The sequence below is a fragment of the Streptomyces sp. NPDC055140 genome, from assembly GCF_053607285.1.
The window spans coordinates 489,776-505,405 of the sequence record NZ_JBSGTG010000002.1 but is presented as its reverse complement, the minus strand read 5'-3'; the positions used below and the strand labels follow the sequence as shown (position 1 = coordinate 505,405).

Here is a 15,630-nt window from a genome sequence, read left to right as displayed (position 1 = left end):
CACCCCATGGCCGCATACGTGCTGACCCGCGTACGCCAGTCCGTCATCACCCTCTTCCTCGTCTCGATCGTCGTCTTCGCAGGCATCCGCGCGCTGCCCGGCGACCCGGCCCTCGCGCTCGCGGGCGAGGAGCGCAGCCCCGCCGCGCTCGCCGCGATCCGCGCCGAGTACGGCCTCGACGACAACATCGTCATCCAGTACGGCCGGTTCATCGGGCACGCCCTCACCGGCGACCTCGGCACCTCGTCGCGCACCGGCCTGCCGGTCTCCGACGCCATCGGCCAGGCCCTGCCCGTCACCCTCGAACTCGCCGCGCTCTCCCTCCTGCTGGCGGTCGTGCTGGGCATCGGCGCCGGCATCGTCGCCGCCGTCCGCCGCGGCAGGCCCGCCGAGTGGATCGCCAACGGCCTCGCCCTGCTCGGCCTCTCGGTCCCCACCTTCTGGCTCGGCATGGTCCTGGTCCTCGCCTTCGCCATCGCCGTCCCGGTCTTTGCCGCCTCCGGTTTCGTCCCCTTCGGCACCGACCCGCTCGACAACCTGCGCCGGATGGTGCTGCCCGCGATCGTCCTCGGCTCCGGGCTCGCCGCCGTCGTCATGCGGCAGACCAGGGCAGCGATGCTCGACTCCCTCTCCGCCGACTACGTGCGCACCGCCCGAGCCAAGGGCCTGACGCGCCGCGAGGTCATCGGCGGCCACGCACTGAGGAACTCCCTGGTCACCGTGGTGACCGTGCTCGGACTCCAGCTCGGCCACCTCATCTCGGGCGCTGTCGTCACCGAGCAGATCTTCGTCCTGCCCGGCTTCGGCAAGCTCACCATCGACGCCGTCTTCACCCGCGACTACGCGACCCTCCAGGGCGTGGTGCTGTGCACCTCCGCCGCCTACATCCTCATCAACCTGCTGGTCGACGTCGCGTACTCGGTCATCGACCCGCGCATCCGGCTCGGAGGCGCCAAGTGACCACGGCCCTTTCCCTGACAGCTGTCCGTTCGCGTGCTGCGGGCAGCGCCAAGCTGCGCGCCCTGCGCAAGAACCGGCTCGCGATGACCGGCGGTGTCATCGCCGGCGTCTTCGTCCTGGCCGCGCTGTTCGCGCCCCTGATCGCCCCGTACGACCCGGCGCAGCCCGACTTCGGCAACGTGCTCGCCGCGCCGGACTGGTCGCACTGGCTCGGCACCGACGACCTCGGGCGCGACCAGCTCTCCCGCGTCGTGTTCGGCGCCCGCGCGTCCATGCAGGTCGGTGTCCTCGCGGTGATCCTCGCGTTCGTCGTCGGCGTCCCCCTCGGACTGCTCGCCGGCTACTACGGCAAGCTCGCCGACAGCGTCGTCTCGCGCGTCACCGACACGATGCTCGCGTTCCCCTTCCTGGTCCTGGCCGTCGGTCTCGCCGCCGTCCTCGGCCCGTCCCTCACCAACGCGACCATCGCGATCGGCATCTCGCAGATCCCGGCCGTCATCCGCATCACCCGCGCGGAGACCCTGCGGCTCAAGCACGTCGACTACGTCGCCGCGGCCGTCGCCAACGGGGGAGGGGACACCACCGTCCTGTTCCGCCACATCCTCCCCAACGCGACCTCGGCGCTCGTCGTCCAGGCCACCGTCGGCATCCCCGCCGCGATCATCGGCGAGGCTCTGCTGAGCTTCCTCGGTCTCGGCGTCCAGCCGCCCGAGCCGTCCCTCGGCGTGATGCTGTCCTCCGCCCAGGCCTTCCTCGCCCCCGCGCCCTGGATGGCGGTCTTCCCCGGACTCGCCGTCGTCGCCGCGACCCTGGCGTTCAACCTGCTCGGCGACGGCCTGCGCGACGTACTCGACCCCCGTGGAGCGACCCGATGAGCCCCGACCCCGTGCTGAGTGTCCGTGACCTCTCGGTGTCCTTCCGTTCGGACTCCCGCACCGTCCACGCCGTCGACCACGTCTCGTTCGACCTGGCGGCCGGTGAAGTCCTCGCCGTGGTGGGCGAGTCGGGCTGCGGCAAGTCCGTCACCTCCATGGCCGTCATGGGCCTGCTTCCGCCCACCGCGCACATCACCGGGTCGATCAGGCTCGGCGACCGCGAACTCGCGGGCGGCGACGACAAGGCGTACGGGAAGATCCGCGGCAAGGACATCGCGATGATCTTCCAGGAGCCGATGACCTCCCTGAACCCGGTCCTCACCATCGGCCGGCAGATCGGCGAGGTGCTCCGCCGCCACCAGGGCCTGAGCAAGAAGGAGGCGCGCGCGCGTGCCGTCGAACTCCTCGACCTCGTGGGCATCCCCGCCCCGGCCCAGCGCGTCGACGAGTACCCGCACCAGCTCTCCGGCGGTATGCGCCAGCGCGTGATGATCGCCATCGCGGTCGCCTGCGACCCGACCGTCCTCATCGCCGACGAGCCGACCACCGCCCTCGACGTCACCGTGCAGGCGGGCATCCTGGAGGTCCTCCAGTCGCTGCGCGAGCGCCTCGGCACGGCGATCGTCCTCATCACGCACGACCTCGGCGTCGTCGCCGACATCGCCGACCGCGTCCTCGTCATGTACGCGGGCCGGCCCGTCGAACAGGCCCCCGTGGACGAGCTGTTCGCGGCGCCCCGCCACCCGTACACCCGCGGACTCCTCTCGGCGGTCCTGCGGCCCGGCGCCTCGGCCGCCGCGGACGGTGGCGGCAAGCGGCGCCTGCCCGAGATCCCCGGCCTCGTGCCGAGCCTCGACTCCCAGCCCGACGCCTGCACCTTCGCCCCGCGCTGCACCCGCGCCGACGAGCGGTGCACGACGGCTAGGCCCGGCTTCAAGTCCGTCACCGACGACGCCGGAGACGGCGCCCCGCACCTGACCGCCTGCTGGCACCCGAACACCCTCCAGGAGGCCGCACAGTGAGCACCCCGGTCCTGCAACTAGACTCCCTGGAGCGGCACTTCACCGCACCGGGCGGCACCGTACGCGCCGCCGACGGCGTCACCCTGACCGTCGGCCGCGGCGAAGTCGTCGGCCTCGTCGGTGAGTCGGGCAGCGGAAAGTCCACCGTCGGACGCTGCGCCGTACGCCTGGACGAGCCCACCGGCGGCACCGTACGCATCAACGGCACCGACGTGACGACCATGTCCCGGCGCGCCCTGCGCCCCCTGCGCAAGGACTTCCACCTCGTCTTCCAGGACCCCTCGTCGTCCCTCGACCCGCGCATGACCGTCGGGCAGATCGTCGCCGAACCGCTGCGGCTGCACGGCATCGCGACGGGCGAGGCGGCACGCGCGCGCGTGGCGGAACTCCTCGCCCAGGTGGGCCTGCGTCCCGAGCACGCCGACCGGCACCCGCACGAGCTGTCCGGCGGCCAGCGCCAGCGCATCTCCATCGCCCGCGCCCTGTCGGTCGACCCGGCGCTCCTCGTCGCCGACGAGCCGACCTCCGCCCTCGACGTGTCCGTCCAGGCGTCCGTCCTCAACCTGCTCGCCGACCTCCAGCGCGACCGCGGCTTCGGCTGCCTGTTCATCACCCACGACCTCGCCGCCGTCGAGTACCTCGCAGACCGGATCGCGGTCATGTACCTCGGCCAGATCGTCGAACAGGCCCCCACCGCCGAGCTGTTCGCCGACCCCAAGCATCCCTACACACAGGCCCTCCTGTCCGCGGCGCCCGTGCCCGACCCGGTCACCCAGCGCACCCGCGAACGGATCGTCCTCAGCGGCGAACTCCCCAGCCCGCTGGCGCCCCCGCCCGGCTGCCGCTTCCACACGCGCTGCCCGCTCGCCGTCGACCGCTGCCGCACCGAGGTGCCGGCCCTGCGCACCCTGGACAGCGGCCGCGAGGTGTCCTGCCACCTCGTCGCCGACGACGGCACCGCCCCCGACGCCGCGGCACCCCGTCCCGCGGACGCCGACACCTCACTTCGTACGATCCCTCACAGCCGCCCCGCATCCGCCTGACGCCCGAGGAGCTCCACCCTTGTTCACCACCCGGCCGACCCTGCAAGGCACCTTCGGCATGGTCTCGTCCACCCACTGGCTCGCCTCCCAGTCGGCCATGGCCGTCCTGGAGAGCGGTGGCAACGCCTACGACGCCGCCGTCGCCGCGGGCTTCGTCCTGCACGTCGTCGAACCGCACCTGAACGGCCCCGCCGGTGAGGTTCCGATCATCCTCGCCCCCGTCGGCGAGGACGTGAGCGTCCTGTGCGGACAGGGCGTCGCGCCCGCCGGGGCCACCGTCGCCCACTACCGCTCCCTCGGCCTGGACCTCGTCCCCGGCACCGGCCCCCTGGCCGCCGCCGTGCCCGGCGCCTTCGACGCCTGGATGCTCCTCCTCAAGGACCACGGCACCAAGTCCCTGGCAGAGGTGCTGAGTTACGCGATCGGGTACGCGGAGGACGGGCATGCGCCCGTGGAGCGCGTCGGCGAGACCGTCGAGACCGTGCGCGCCCTCTTCGAGAACGAGTGGCCCTCCTCGGCCGAGGTCTACCTCAAGGACGGCGCCTCCCCGAAGCCCGGCGAGCTCTTCCGCAACCCGCAGCTCGCCGCGACGTGGCGGCGCGTCATCGAGGAGGCCGAGGAGATCGCGGGCGACGCCGGCGACAAGCGAGTCGCCGCGATCGAGGCCGCCCGCGCGATCTGGCGCGAGGGCTTCATCGCCGAGGCCCTCGTCCGGCAGGCCGGCCGGCCCACCATGGACACCAGCGGCACCCACCACACCGGCACGCTCACCGCCGCCGACCTGGCCGGCTGGTCCGCGACGTACGAGGCGCCCGCCACGTACGACTGGAACGGCTGGACCCTGTGCAAGGCCGGCGGCTGGAGCCAGGGCCCCGCCTTCCTCCAGCAGCTCGCCCTCCTCCCCGCCGAGCTGCCCGCCTACGGCTCCGCCGAGTACGTCCACCTGCTCATCGAGGGCTGCAAGCTCGCCATGGCCGACCGTGAGGCCTGGTACGGGGACGCCGGTCCCGGGGACGTGCCCGTCGCCGAGCTCCTGTCCGACGAGTACAACGCCGCGCGCCGCGCCCTCATCGGCGACAAGGCGTCCCACGAGCTGCGGCCGGGCAGCCCGCGCGGCACCGAGCCCCGGATCTCCGCGCACGCGCACGCCGTGGCCGCGGGGGACGACGGGTTCGACGCCATGGGGATAGCGGGCGCCGGTGCCGGTGAGCCCACCGTCGCCAAGAGCGGTGACCAGGAGGTCGCCGCCGACGGCGCGACCCGCGGCGACACCTGCCACCTCGACATCGTCGACCGCTGGGGCAACATGGTCGCCGCGACGCCCTCCGGCGGCTGGCTCCAGTCGAACCCCGTCGTGCCCGAGCTCGGCTTCCCGCTCGGCACCCGTCTCCAGATGGCCTGGCTGGAGGAGGACCTGCCGAACTCGCTCACGCCGGGACGCCGTCCCCGTACGACGCTGACACCCTCGCTCGCCCTGAAGGACGGGGTGCCGGTCCTCGCGTTCGGCACGCCCGGAGGCGACCAGCAGGACCAGTGGCAGGTCCACTTCTTCCTCGCCGTCGCCCTGCGCGCGGCCGTGCGTGGCGGGCTCGACCTCCAGGGCGCCGTCGACGCCCCGAACTGGCACAACGACTCCTTCCCCGGCTCCTTCTACCCCCGCGGCATGCGGCCCGGCAGCGTCACCGTCGAGTCCCGCGTCGGCGAGGACGTCATCGAGGAGCTGCGCCGCCGCGGCCACGACGTGACGGTCGGCGAGCCCTGGTCGGAGGGCCGCCTGTGCGCCGTCGCCCGCGACCCGGAGACCGGCGTCCTGTCGGCCGCGGCCAACCCGCGCGGGATGCAGGGGTACGCCGTCGGCCGCTGACGGATCAGGCGGTGTACGGACGGATCAGGGGTGGGGTTCCGCGGTTTTCACGGGGATTCCACCCCTCGTACACCGGGCGGGTACGAATTGTCAGTGGAGCGTGCTCTCATGGACGCATGATCGAAGCACAGGAAATGACGGAAAGCATCGACGACTTTCTCGTACACGGGGTCACCGAGGTGGAGCGCGCCGTGCGCGCCGCCGCCGCCGCAGAGGTGATGCCCCGCTTCCGGCAGCTCGCCGAGGGCGACGTCGCCCAGAAGAGCGGCCCGCACGACCTCGTGACCACGGCCGACCGGCTGGCCGAGGAATATCTGACCCGAGAGCTGGCCGCCCTGCTGCCCGGCTCCGTCGTGGTCGGCGAGGAGGCGGTGCACGCCGACTACGCGGTCTACGACGCGATAGGCGAGGACGCCCCGGTGTGGATCGTCGACCCGGTCGACGGCACCCGCCAGTTCGTCCACGGAGACCCCGGGTTCTGCATGCTCGTCGCGCTCGCCCAGCACGGCACGGTCCTCGCCTCCTGGACGTTCGCACCCGCGCTCGGTGAGTTCGCCGTAGCGGTCCGCGGTAAGGGGGCCTGGCTCAACGGCGAGGCGCTGCAGGCCGGTTCGCCCGGTGCGGACGAGCCCATCGACGTGGCGACGTCGCACCCCGACTACACGACGGACGCGCAGAAGCGCGACCTCCTGGCCCTGTGGACCGACGGGGTGCGCCCGCGCCCGTGCGGCTCGGCCGGCCTCGAGTATCTGGCCGTCGCCCGCGGCGAGTTGGACGCCACCGCCTTCTCGTGGGAAGCCGCCTGGGACCATGCCGCGGGGCTGCTGCTCGTCGAGGAGGCGGGCGGCACACACCTGACGAAGGCGGGCGAGCCCTTCCGGATCACCGGGGGGAACGCACTGCCGTTCACAGCGGCCCGGGACAAGGCCACCGCCCGGCGCGTGGTGGAACTGCTCGGCGGCGAGTGACCCGGCGGCCGGGTGCCCTGGCGGGCGCCCACGCCCATGACCTGCGCCGACCCTCGGCGCACCTTCGCGCAGCCCGTCCGGGAACGCCCCGCGCCCCGGCTCTGTCAGCCCTCCGGCATATCCTGGCGACCAGTGGCCTCGGCTGACAAAGGAGTCCGAAGGTGCCGTCGATGCTCGATGCCGTCGTCGTGGGTGCGGGACCGAACGGACTGACCGCTGCCGTGGAGCTGGCCCGCCGAGGCCTCTCCGTGGCCGTCTTCGAGGCCAGGGACACCGTCGGCGGAGGCGCGCGCACCGAGGAGCTCACCCTCCCCGGATTCCGCCACGACCCGTGCTCGGCCGCTCACCCTCTGGGGATCAACTCGCCCGCGTTCAGGGACATGCCGCTGGACCGGTACGGCCTGGAGTGGCTGCACGCCGAACTCCCCATGGCGCACCCCTTCCCCGACGGCAGCGCGGCCGTGCTGTCACGCTCCGTCGCCGAGACGGCCGCCTCGTTCGGGCCGCACGACGCGGGCACCTACCGCCGTCTCGTCGCACCCCTCCTGCCCAAGTGGGACGCCCTCGTGCGGGACTTCATGGCGCTGCCGCTGACCACCCTGCCGCGCGACCCGCTCACCCTGGCCCGCTTCGGGCTCCGGGGGCTTCCGCCGGCCACATGGCTGATGCGCCGCTTCCGCGACGACCGGGCGCGCGCCCTCTTCTCCGGCCTCGTCGCCCACGCCATCGCCCCGCTCGGCGGCCTCGCCACGGGAGCCGTCGGCCTCGTCTTCGCGCTCGCCGGCCACGCACGCGGCTGGCCCGTCGCCCGCGGCGGCTCACAGTCGATCTCCGACGCGCTCACCGCGTACCTCAAGGACCTCGGCGGAGCCGTCCACACGAACTACGAGATCAAGCGCCTCGACGACCTGCCACCCGCCCGCGCCTACATCTTCGACACCTCGCCCACGGCACTCGCCCGCATCGCCGGGCTCGGCAGCTACTACGAGCGCTTCCGGTACGGCGCGGGCGTCTTCAAGCTCGACTACGCGCTCGACGGACCCGTGCCGTGGACGGCGAAGGAGGCCAGGAGCGCGGGCACCGTCCAGGTCGGGCCCGGCAGCCGCGACATCGCGGCGGCCCTGCGCGCCGCGTCCCGCGAGGGCCGCGCCCCGGACAAGCCCTTCCTCATCACCGTCCAGCCCAGTGTCATGGACCCCTCCAGGGCCCCGGCGGGCAAGCACGTCTTCTGGGCGTACGGGCATGTCCCGAGCGGCTGGGACGGCGACCTCACCGACGCCGTCGAGCGGCAGCTGGAGCGCTTCGCGCCCGGGTTCCGCGACCGGATCCTGGCGCGGGCCACGGCGGGACCGCCCGAGCTGGCCGCGCGGAACGCGAACTATGTGGGCGGTGACATCGCCTGCGGCGCGGTGAGCGGTCTCCAGCTGCTGCTGCGGCCGAAGCTGTCCCTGTCGCCGTACACGACGCCGCACCCCGCCGTCTTCATCTGCTCGTCCGCGAGCCCGCCGGGGCCGGGCGTCCACGGCATGTCCGGGCACAACGCGGCCAAGGCCGTATGGAGGAGGATCCGCGCGTCATGACCCGAATCACCCTGGTCAGGGGCGACATCACCGCCGAGACCGCCGACGCGATCGTGAACGCGGCCAACTCCTCGCTGCTCGGCGGCGGCGGGGTCGACGGCGCGATCCACCGGCGCGGCGGCCCCGAGATCCTCGCCGAGTGCCGCAGACTCCGCGCCTCCCACTACGGCAAGGGCCTGGCCACCGGGCAGGCGGTCGCCACGACGGCCGGGAACCTCGACGCCGCGCATGTGATCCACACCGTCGGCCCGGTGTGGTCCGCTTCCCTGGACCGGTCCGAGCTGCTCGCCTCCTGCTACCGCGAGTCGCTGCGTGTGGCGGCCGGGCTCGGCGCCCGGACCGTGGCCTTCCCCGCGATCTCGACCGGGATCTACGGCTGGCCGCTGGACGACGGGGCGCGCATCGCGGTCCGCAGCGTGCGAGAGGTCGCCGGGCCGCCGGTCGAAGAGGTGCGGTTCGTCCTCTTCGACGACAGGGCGTACGCGGCCTTCGCCGAGGCCCTCGCCGACTGACGGCTCTCCGTCGAGGGCCGGACCGGCGCACACGTTGATGTCGGATTCTCGCCAGCCGGGGGCGGCGGCCTTCGGCCATGCTTGCTTCATGCACACCGACACCGACCGATGCGTCCGGGCCGTCCAGTCCAAGGACGCCCGCTTCGACGGCTGGTTCTTCACCGCCGTCCTGACGACGCGGATCTACTGCAGGCCCAGCTGCCCGGTAGTGCCTCCGAAGCCCGAGAACATGACCTTCCTGCCCAGCGCCGCGGCCTGTCAGCAGGCCGGATTCCGGGCCTGCAAGCGCTGCCGCCCCGACACGAGCCCCGGCTCCCCGGAGTGGAACCAGCGCGCCGACCTGGTGGCCCGCGCCATGCGCCTCATCGGCGACGGCGTCGTCGACCGCGAGGGAGTCCCCGGCCTCGCCGGACGCCTCGGCTACAGCGCCCGCCAGGTCGAGCGCCAGCTCCTCGCCGAGCTGGGCGCGGGTCCGCTCGCCCTGGCCCGCGCCCAGCGCGCCCAGACCGCGCGCATCCTCGTCGAGACGACCGGGTTGCCGATGGCCGACATCGCGTTCGCCGCCGGCTTCTCCTCGATCCGCACCTTCAACGACACGGTTCGCGAGGTCTTCGCGCTCTCCCCGAGCGAGCTGCGCACCCGCGCGCCCAGGAACGGCGCGTCGGCACCCGGCGCGATAGCGCTGCGCCTGCCGTTCCGCGCCCCGCTCAACCCCGACAACCTCTTCGGCCACCTCGCCGCGACCGCCGTACCGGGCGTCGAGGAGTGGCGCGACGGCGCGTACCGGCGCACGCTGCGCCTCCCCTACGGGCACGGCATCGTGACCCTCACACCCGCCCCCGACCACATCGGCTGCCGCCTCGTCCTCACCGACCAGCGCGATCTGACCGTCGCGATCAGCCGCTGCCGCCGCATGCTCGACCTCGACGCCGACCCCGTCGCCGTCGACGAGCAGCTGCGCGCCGACCCGCTGCTCGCGCCGCTCGTCGACAAGGCGCCGGGCCGCCGAGTGCCGCGCACCGTCGACGAGCCCGAGTTCGCGGTCCGCGCCGTGCTCGGCCAGCAGGTGTCCACGGCCGCAGCCCGCACCCACGCCGCCCGCCTCGTCACCGCGCACGGCGAGCCCGTCGACGACCCCGAGGGCGGCCTCACCCACCTCTTCCCCTCACCGGCGGCCCTGGCGGCCCTCGACCCCGAGGCGCTCGCCCTGCCGCGCAGCCGCCGCACCACCTTGACCACGCTGGTGCGCGAACTCGCGGAGGGCACCCTCGTCCTCGGCCCCGAGAGCGACTGGGACGAGGCCCGCGACCGGCTCATGGCGCTGCCCGGCTTCGGGTCGTGGACGGTCGAGGTCATCGCGATGCGCGCCCTCGGCGACCCGGACGCCTTCCTGCCGACCGACCTCGGAATGCGTCGCGCAGCACAGGAGTTGGGGCTGCCCCACACCCCGGCCGCGCTCACCGCGCGCGCCGCTTCCTGGCGCCCCTGGCGCGCGTACGCCGTCCAGTACCTGTGGGCCACCGACGACCACCCGATCAACTTCCTCCCCGCGTAAGGGACTCGGCACCATGACCGGTAAACAGCACCACGTCCTCGACAGCCCCTACGGGCCGCTCACGCTCGTCGCCACCGACGGCACCCTCAGTGGCCTCTACATGACCGACCAGCGCCACCGCCCCGCCGAGGAGACCTTCGGGGAGCGTGACGGCCGGCCCTTCGGGGCGGTCGTCGACCAGCTGGAAGCCTATTTCCAGGGCGAGTTGAAAGAGTTCGACCTGCCGCTGCGCCTCGAAGGCACCCCGTTCCAGCGCAGCGTCTGGGAGCAGCTCCAGCGCATCCCGTACGGGGAGACCCGCACCTACGGGGAGCTCGCCGAGGCCCTCGGCAACGCGAACGCGTCCCGCGCGGTGGGCCTCGCCAACGGCAAGAACCCCGTCGGCGTCATCGTCCCCTGCCACCGCGTCATCGGCGCGAGCGGCGGCCTGACCGGCTACGGCGGCGGCCTGGAGCGCAAGCAGCGCCTCCTCGACTTCGAACAGGGCGCGGCGCTGTTCTAGCGCCACCCCTTACCCGGGATCCCTTACAGCGGCCTGGCCGTAGTACGGCGTCGGGCTCGGCGTTCACGATGACGAGCCGCGCCCCGTTGTCCGCCGCGAGGCCCGCGAGGCACCGCCGGATGTGGCACCGGCTGACGCCGCTCGAGCACCGGGGCGGAACGAGAGGCACGGACAGATGCGGATAGATCGTCGTCGGCGGAGGGCCGAATCCGACCAGCAGCCATAGCCTGTCTGGCGCACCGTGGTCTCCTCCCGAGTGACTCCGGTGGCGCGATTCCCTGGATCGCTGGTGTCTGTACGGAGGAGGACCAGGCAGAAAGCGAGAGACCATGGAGCGAAAGCACGAGCGCCTCGCGACACCCTGGGCCGCCGGGGTGGCCGGGCTGGTGTTCGCGATCCTGATGGCCGCGGCGATCGTCCTGATGCGCATCGCTCTGCCCGGCGGCGCCGGCGGGAACGACGTAACCGTCGATGCCGGACAGCGCAGCGCCGTGCAGACGGCGCTGGCGCTGCTCCCGTTCGCCGGGATCGCCTTCCTGTGGTTCATGGGCGCCCTGCGCGAGCAGGCCGGCGAGGGCGAGGACCGGTTCGTCTCCACGGTGTTCCTGGGCAGCGGCCTGGTCTTCGTCGCCACCCTGTTCGGCGCTGCCGCGGCAGCCGGAACCGTGCTCGACGAGAGTCAGCAGCACCCTCCTTTCGGCCGGCACTTCGCCTACGCCCTGCTGACCACGTACGCCATGCGGATGGCGGCCGTGTTCATCATCACGACCTCGACCATCGGCCGCCGACACGGCGCCCTCCCGCGCCCGCTCGTCACCCTCGGCTACCTGGCGGGCCTTGCGCTGCTCGTGGCGGGAGCGAACGTGCCCTGGTCCGAACTGGTCTTCCCGGCCTGGGCGTTGGTCATCAGCCTGAACATCCTGCGGGGCCGGCGTCCCGCCCGGTCACAGCCGGCCACATCGACCTGAGCCGACCACACCGTTCACTCGAACGGTCGCCTTCTCGTCGCCGCACCCCGTCCGGACACCGAGGGTGGTCCCAGGGGGCTGAGCGGGCCGTTGGAGAGGACCGATCCCGTGGTGAGGATTGCCGTCGACCTGAACCACTGTCAGGGGTATGCGCAGTGCGCGTTCCTCGCGCCCGAGATCTTCGCCATGCACGGCGAGGAGGCGCTGCTGTACGCCCCGGAGGCCGACGAGGCACAGCGCGAGAAGCTGGCTCAGGCCGCCGCGGCGTGCCCCGTTCAGGCCATCCTGGTCGATGCGGTGGACACCCCGGCCGAGGCGGTGTCCGGTGAACGGTGACGGATCCCTGGAACGGCTCAAGCACGAAGGCCGCATCGTCGTCGTCGGCGCCTCGCTGGCGGGCCTGCGGGCTGCGGAAACCCTGCGTGACAAGGGCTTCGCGGGCTCCCTGACCATCATCGGTGACGAGCCCTACGAGCCGTACGACCGGCCCCCGCTGTCCAAGCAGGTGCTGCTGGGCAAGGCGACCGCCGACCGCACCGCGCTGCCCAGGCGCCGGTCCGTCGACGCGACCTGGCGGCTCGGGGTCCCGGCCACCGGCCTGGACATGCCCGCCAAGCGGGTGCGGCTGGCCGACGGCGACGAAGTGCCGTACGACCGGCTGCTGATCGCCACCGGGGTACGGGCGCGACCGTGGCCTCGTGAGGCCGAGGCGGAACTTGACGGTGTCTTCGTGCTGCGGACCCGCGACGAAGCAGCCGCGCTCGCACGGCGGCTCGACGAGGGACCCAAGCGGGTCTTCGTCATCGGCGCCGGGTTCACCGGCTCGGAGATCGCCTCCGCCTGCCGCGAACGCGGCCTCCCAGTCACCGTCGCCGAGCGCGGCGCGGCGCCCCTGGTCGGCGCACTCGGCGGGGTGGTCGGCGCGGCCGCCGCCGAACTCCATCGCAAGCACGGCGTGGACCTGCGCTGCGGAGTCATGGTGACCGCTCTGGAGGGCGACGCCTCGGGACGTGTGCGGGCCGCGCATCTGTCCGACGGCTCCACCGTGGAGACCGACGTGGTGGTTGTTTCGCTCGGGGCCACCCGCAACACCGAATGGCTCTCCGGGTCCGGACTCGGGGCCGGCCCCCGCGGCATCGCCTGCGACGCAGGCTGCCGCGCCTTCGACATCCGCGGAATCGTCACCGACGACATCTATGCGGCGGGCGACGTCGCCCGCTCCCCTCACCCCCTGTTCGGCTACCAGTTCCTGTCCCTGGAGCACTGGGGCAACGCCGTCTCACAGGCCCGGATCGCGGCGCACAACATGCTCAGCGAGAGCACTGACCGCCTCCCCCACATGGAGGTGCCGGCCTTCTGGTCCGCGCAGTTCGGAGTCAACATCAAGTCCGTCGGGGTGCCGTCGCTGGGGACGGAGATCCTCATCTCGCAGGGCTCGCTGCAGGATCAGCGGTTCATCGGTGTCTACGGGTATCAGGGGCGCGTCATCGGCGCGGTTGCCTTCGACCATGCCCGGTGGCTGCCGTTCTACCAGGAGCTGATCGAGACCACCGCGTCGTTCCCGCCGCCGTTCGACACGGTCGACCGGCGCTCGGACGGACAGCGGCCGGTCGACGCGGACTTCCCCGACCCGTCGGTCCCCACCCACGGCCCCACCGTCACCCTCAGCGGATACTCGCCGGCCGACCGCCGGATGACGTTCACCCCCGCGCACTGACCCGCACGGCCACGAGGACTCGCCATGACGCAATCCCTGCTGCACCAGGTCCTGGACTACGCCAACCGCGCCAACCCGTACCCGATTTACGAAGAGTTGCGAAAGACGCCGGTCCACCACGAAGAGGACGGGCCGTACGTCGTCAGCACCTACCACGAGATCCGCAGCCTCCTGCACGATCCTCGGATCAGTTCCGACGCCCGCAATCTGGCCTCGACCACCCACGATCCGTTGGCCGAGTCGACCGAGGGGGAAGGTGCCCTGCCGCCGAGCTTCCTACGGCTCGACCCTCCGGAACACGACCGGCTGCGACGTATGACGAACCGGCCCTTCGGCCCGCCGCACTCCCCCCACCGGGTCGACGGGATGCGCGGAGAACTCCATGGCATCGTCTCCGGCCTCATCGACGGCATCGGCGATCCGGGCCGGATCGACCTGGTGGACCAGTTCTCCTACCCCTTCCCCGTGACAGTGATCTGCCGGCTGCTCGGGATTCCGCGCGAGGACGAGGCACGCTTCCACGCCTGGGCGGACACCATCGCCGCCAGCCTGGACCCCGACCCGGACGCGGATGCGGCCGAGCGGGGCAAGGTCGCGCAGGAAGCCCGTATGCAGTTGGGCATGTACCTGTCCGGCCTGGTCGAGGAGCGCCGTAAGAATCCCGGAGAGGACATGCTCTCCGAGCTGGCGACCGCCAAGGGTGAGGACGGGGCGATGACCACAATGGAACTGCTCAGCACAGCGGCGCTGCTGCTGATCGCGGGGCACGAGACCACCGTCAATCTCGTTACCAACGGAATGCTGACCCTGCTGCGCAATCCCGATGTCCTGGAGCGGCTGCGTGCGGATCCGCGGCTGGCCGTGCCCATCGTCGAGGAGTTGCTGCGCTTCGAGCCGCCGGTGCAACTCGTGCCGCAGCGCACCACCCTCGCCGACATCGAGGTCCGTGGCGTCACCATTCCCAAGGGCGCCTCGCTGTGGCTGGTTCTGGCATCCGGCAACCGCGACCCCCGGCGCTTCGAGGACCCGGACCGCTTCGACCCGGACCGCCGGGACAACCAGCACCTCGGCCTGGGCAGCGGCATCCACAGCTGTTTCGGCGCACCGCTCGCCCGGCTGGAGGCGCAGTTCGCCCTGTCGGAACTGGCCCGGAGGCTGGAGAACCCACGGCTGCTGGAGGACCCGCCGCCGTACCGGCAGAACGCCGTGCTGCGCGGGCCGCGGCATCTGGCCATCACTTGCGACGGGATCCGCCCTTAGGACCTGTCCGGCGGATCAGCTCGGCGTCGCGGAGGTCCGCCGGACCGGCCCTAGGGGTGTGCCATGCCGAGTTGGCGCAGCAGCTTCGGCAGCGCGGTGCCGATGGGTTCGCGGATGACTTCGTCGGCCACTTCGTCGTACGGCGTCGCCTCGGCGTTGACGATGACGAGCCGCGCCCCATGATCCGCGGCAACACCGGCGAGCCCGGCGGCGGGCTGCACCTGAAGACTGCTCCCCACGGCGACGAACACCTGACACGCCTTGGTGATCGCGACGGCCTCACCCAGCACCACCGGATCGAGCTGCTCCCCGAACATCACGGTCGCCGATTTGAGGATCCCGCCGCACTCCAGACACGGCGGATCGTCTTCCCCGGCCTCGACCCGGGCGAGGGCGTCCTCCATGGGCCCACGCGCATGACAGCCGGTACACACGAAACTCCGTGCGGAGCCGTGCAGTTCGAGCACCTTGCGGGCGGGCATCCCGGCGTGCTGGTGCAGCCCGTCGACGTTCTGGGTGATGACCCGCAACGGCACCCCGGACCGCTCCAGCTCCGCCACCGCCACGTGCGCGGTATTCGGCTCGGCCTTCAGCGTCCGGTTCTTGCGCCGCATCTGCCACGACCGCCGCCGGATCTCGGGATCGCCCATGTAGTACTCGTACGTCACGAGCTTCTCGGCCTCGGGATCCTTCCGCCACAGCCCGTTCGGCCCGCGGTAGTCCGGGATCCCGGAGTCCGTGGAGATGCCTGCACCACTGAGAATCGCGACGAGAGGCTGCGTGCTCATGCCGCCGAGGGTAGGC

The 15,630-nt window shown here is 72.4% G+C and carries 15 protein-coding genes; 14 read left to right on the top strand and 1 reads right to left on the bottom strand.

The window, feature by feature from the left end; translation table 11 throughout:
• Positions 1 to 6 precede the first annotated feature (6 nt).
• The 14 genes from ACWFR4_RS06080 to ACWFR4_RS06015 all read left to right on the top strand — a co-directional run bounded on the left by ACWFR4_RS06080 (position 7) and on the right by ACWFR4_RS06015 (position 14,826).
• A complete protein-coding gene (locus ACWFR4_RS06080; protein ID WP_453456456.1) occupies positions 7 to 960 on the top strand; it encodes an ABC transporter permease in 954 nt (317 codons plus the stop codon).
• A gap of 14 nt (positions 961 to 974) precedes the next feature.
• Complete coding sequence (locus tag ACWFR4_RS06075; protein ID WP_453651415.1) at positions 975 to 1,835, top strand: ABC transporter permease; 861 nt, start codon at positions 975 to 977, stop codon at positions 1,833 to 1,835.
• The gene (locus tag ACWFR4_RS06070; RefSeq protein ID WP_453651078.1) at positions 1,832 to 2,857 is read left to right on the top strand and encodes an ABC transporter ATP-binding protein; all 1,026 of its coding nucleotides are present in this window, start codon (positions 1,832 to 1,834) and stop codon (positions 2,855 to 2,857) included. Before ACWFR4_RS06075 ends, ACWFR4_RS06070 begins: the two co-directional genes overlap by 4 nt.
• Complete coding sequence (locus ACWFR4_RS06065; protein WP_453456406.1) at positions 2,854 to 3,900, top strand: ABC transporter ATP-binding protein; 1,047 nt, start codon at positions 2,854 to 2,856, stop codon at positions 3,898 to 3,900. Before ACWFR4_RS06070 ends, ACWFR4_RS06065 begins: the two co-directional genes overlap by 4 nt.
• A 19-nt stretch (positions 3,901 to 3,919) precedes the next feature.
• A complete protein-coding gene (locus ACWFR4_RS06060) occupies positions 3,920 to 5,764 on the top strand; it encodes a gamma-glutamyltransferase family protein (RefSeq protein ID WP_453456403.1) in 1,845 nt (614 codons plus the stop codon).
• Between the two features lie 116 nt (positions 5,765 to 5,880).
• The gene (locus ACWFR4_RS06055) at positions 5,881 to 6,732 is read left to right on the top strand and encodes an inositol monophosphatase family protein (RefSeq protein ID WP_453456401.1); all 852 of its coding nucleotides are present in this window, start codon (positions 5,881 to 5,883) and stop codon (positions 6,730 to 6,732) included.
• A 170-nt stretch (positions 6,733 to 6,902) separates the two neighbouring features.
• On the top strand, positions 6,903 to 8,312 hold the full coding sequence (locus ACWFR4_RS06050) for a phytoene desaturase family protein (RefSeq protein ID WP_453456450.1): 1,410 nt from the start codon (positions 6,903 to 6,905) through the stop codon (positions 8,310 to 8,312).
• The gene (locus ACWFR4_RS06045) at positions 8,309 to 8,824 is read left to right on the top strand and encodes an O-acetyl-ADP-ribose deacetylase (protein WP_453651076.1); all 516 of its coding nucleotides are present in this window, start codon (positions 8,309 to 8,311) and stop codon (positions 8,822 to 8,824) included. Before ACWFR4_RS06050 ends, ACWFR4_RS06045 begins: the two co-directional genes overlap by 4 nt.
• Before the next feature lie 88 nt (positions 8,825 to 8,912).
• A complete protein-coding gene (locus tag ACWFR4_RS06040; RefSeq protein ID WP_453651074.1) occupies positions 8,913 to 10,379 on the top strand; it encodes an AlkA N-terminal domain-containing protein in 1,467 nt (488 codons plus the stop codon).
• 13 nt (positions 10,380 to 10,392) lie between these two features.
• Complete coding sequence (locus ACWFR4_RS06035) at positions 10,393 to 10,881, top strand: methylated-DNA--[protein]-cysteine S-methyltransferase (protein WP_453456392.1); 489 nt, start codon at positions 10,393 to 10,395, stop codon at positions 10,879 to 10,881.
• A gap of 329 nt (positions 10,882 to 11,210) precedes the next feature.
• Positions 11,211 to 11,849 carry a hypothetical protein gene (locus ACWFR4_RS06030; protein ID WP_453456389.1) on the top strand — a complete coding sequence of 213 codons (639 nt, stop codon included), beginning with the start codon at positions 11,211 to 11,213 and terminating at the stop codon, positions 11,847 to 11,849.
• Between the two features lie 111 nt (positions 11,850 to 11,960).
• Positions 11,961 to 12,185 (top strand): ferredoxin, encoded by a 225-nt coding sequence (locus tag ACWFR4_RS06025; RefSeq protein WP_453456448.1) that lies wholly within the window; start codon positions 11,961 to 11,963, stop codon positions 12,183 to 12,185.
• Positions 12,142 to 13,566: an NAD(P)/FAD-dependent oxidoreductase gene (locus ACWFR4_RS06020; protein WP_453651072.1), complete on the top strand. Its 1,425-nt coding sequence runs from the start codon at positions 12,142 to 12,144 to the stop codon at positions 13,564 to 13,566. The genes ACWFR4_RS06025 and ACWFR4_RS06020 overlap by 44 nt, the downstream gene beginning before the upstream one ends.
• Before the next feature lie 24 nt (positions 13,567 to 13,590).
• On the top strand, positions 13,591 to 14,826 hold the full coding sequence (locus ACWFR4_RS06015) for a cytochrome P450 (RefSeq protein ID WP_453456383.1): 1,236 nt from the start codon (positions 13,591 to 13,593) through the stop codon (positions 14,824 to 14,826).
• Positions 14,827 to 14,876: 50 nt separating this feature from the next.
• On the opposite strand, the gene ACWFR4_RS06010 is transcribed toward ACWFR4_RS06015, so the two are convergent.
• Complete coding sequence (locus ACWFR4_RS06010) at positions 14,877 to 15,614, bottom strand: SIR2 family NAD-dependent protein deacylase (RefSeq protein WP_453651070.1); 738 nt, start codon at positions 15,612 to 15,614, stop codon at positions 14,877 to 14,879.
• Positions 15,615 to 15,630 lie beyond the last annotated feature (16 nt).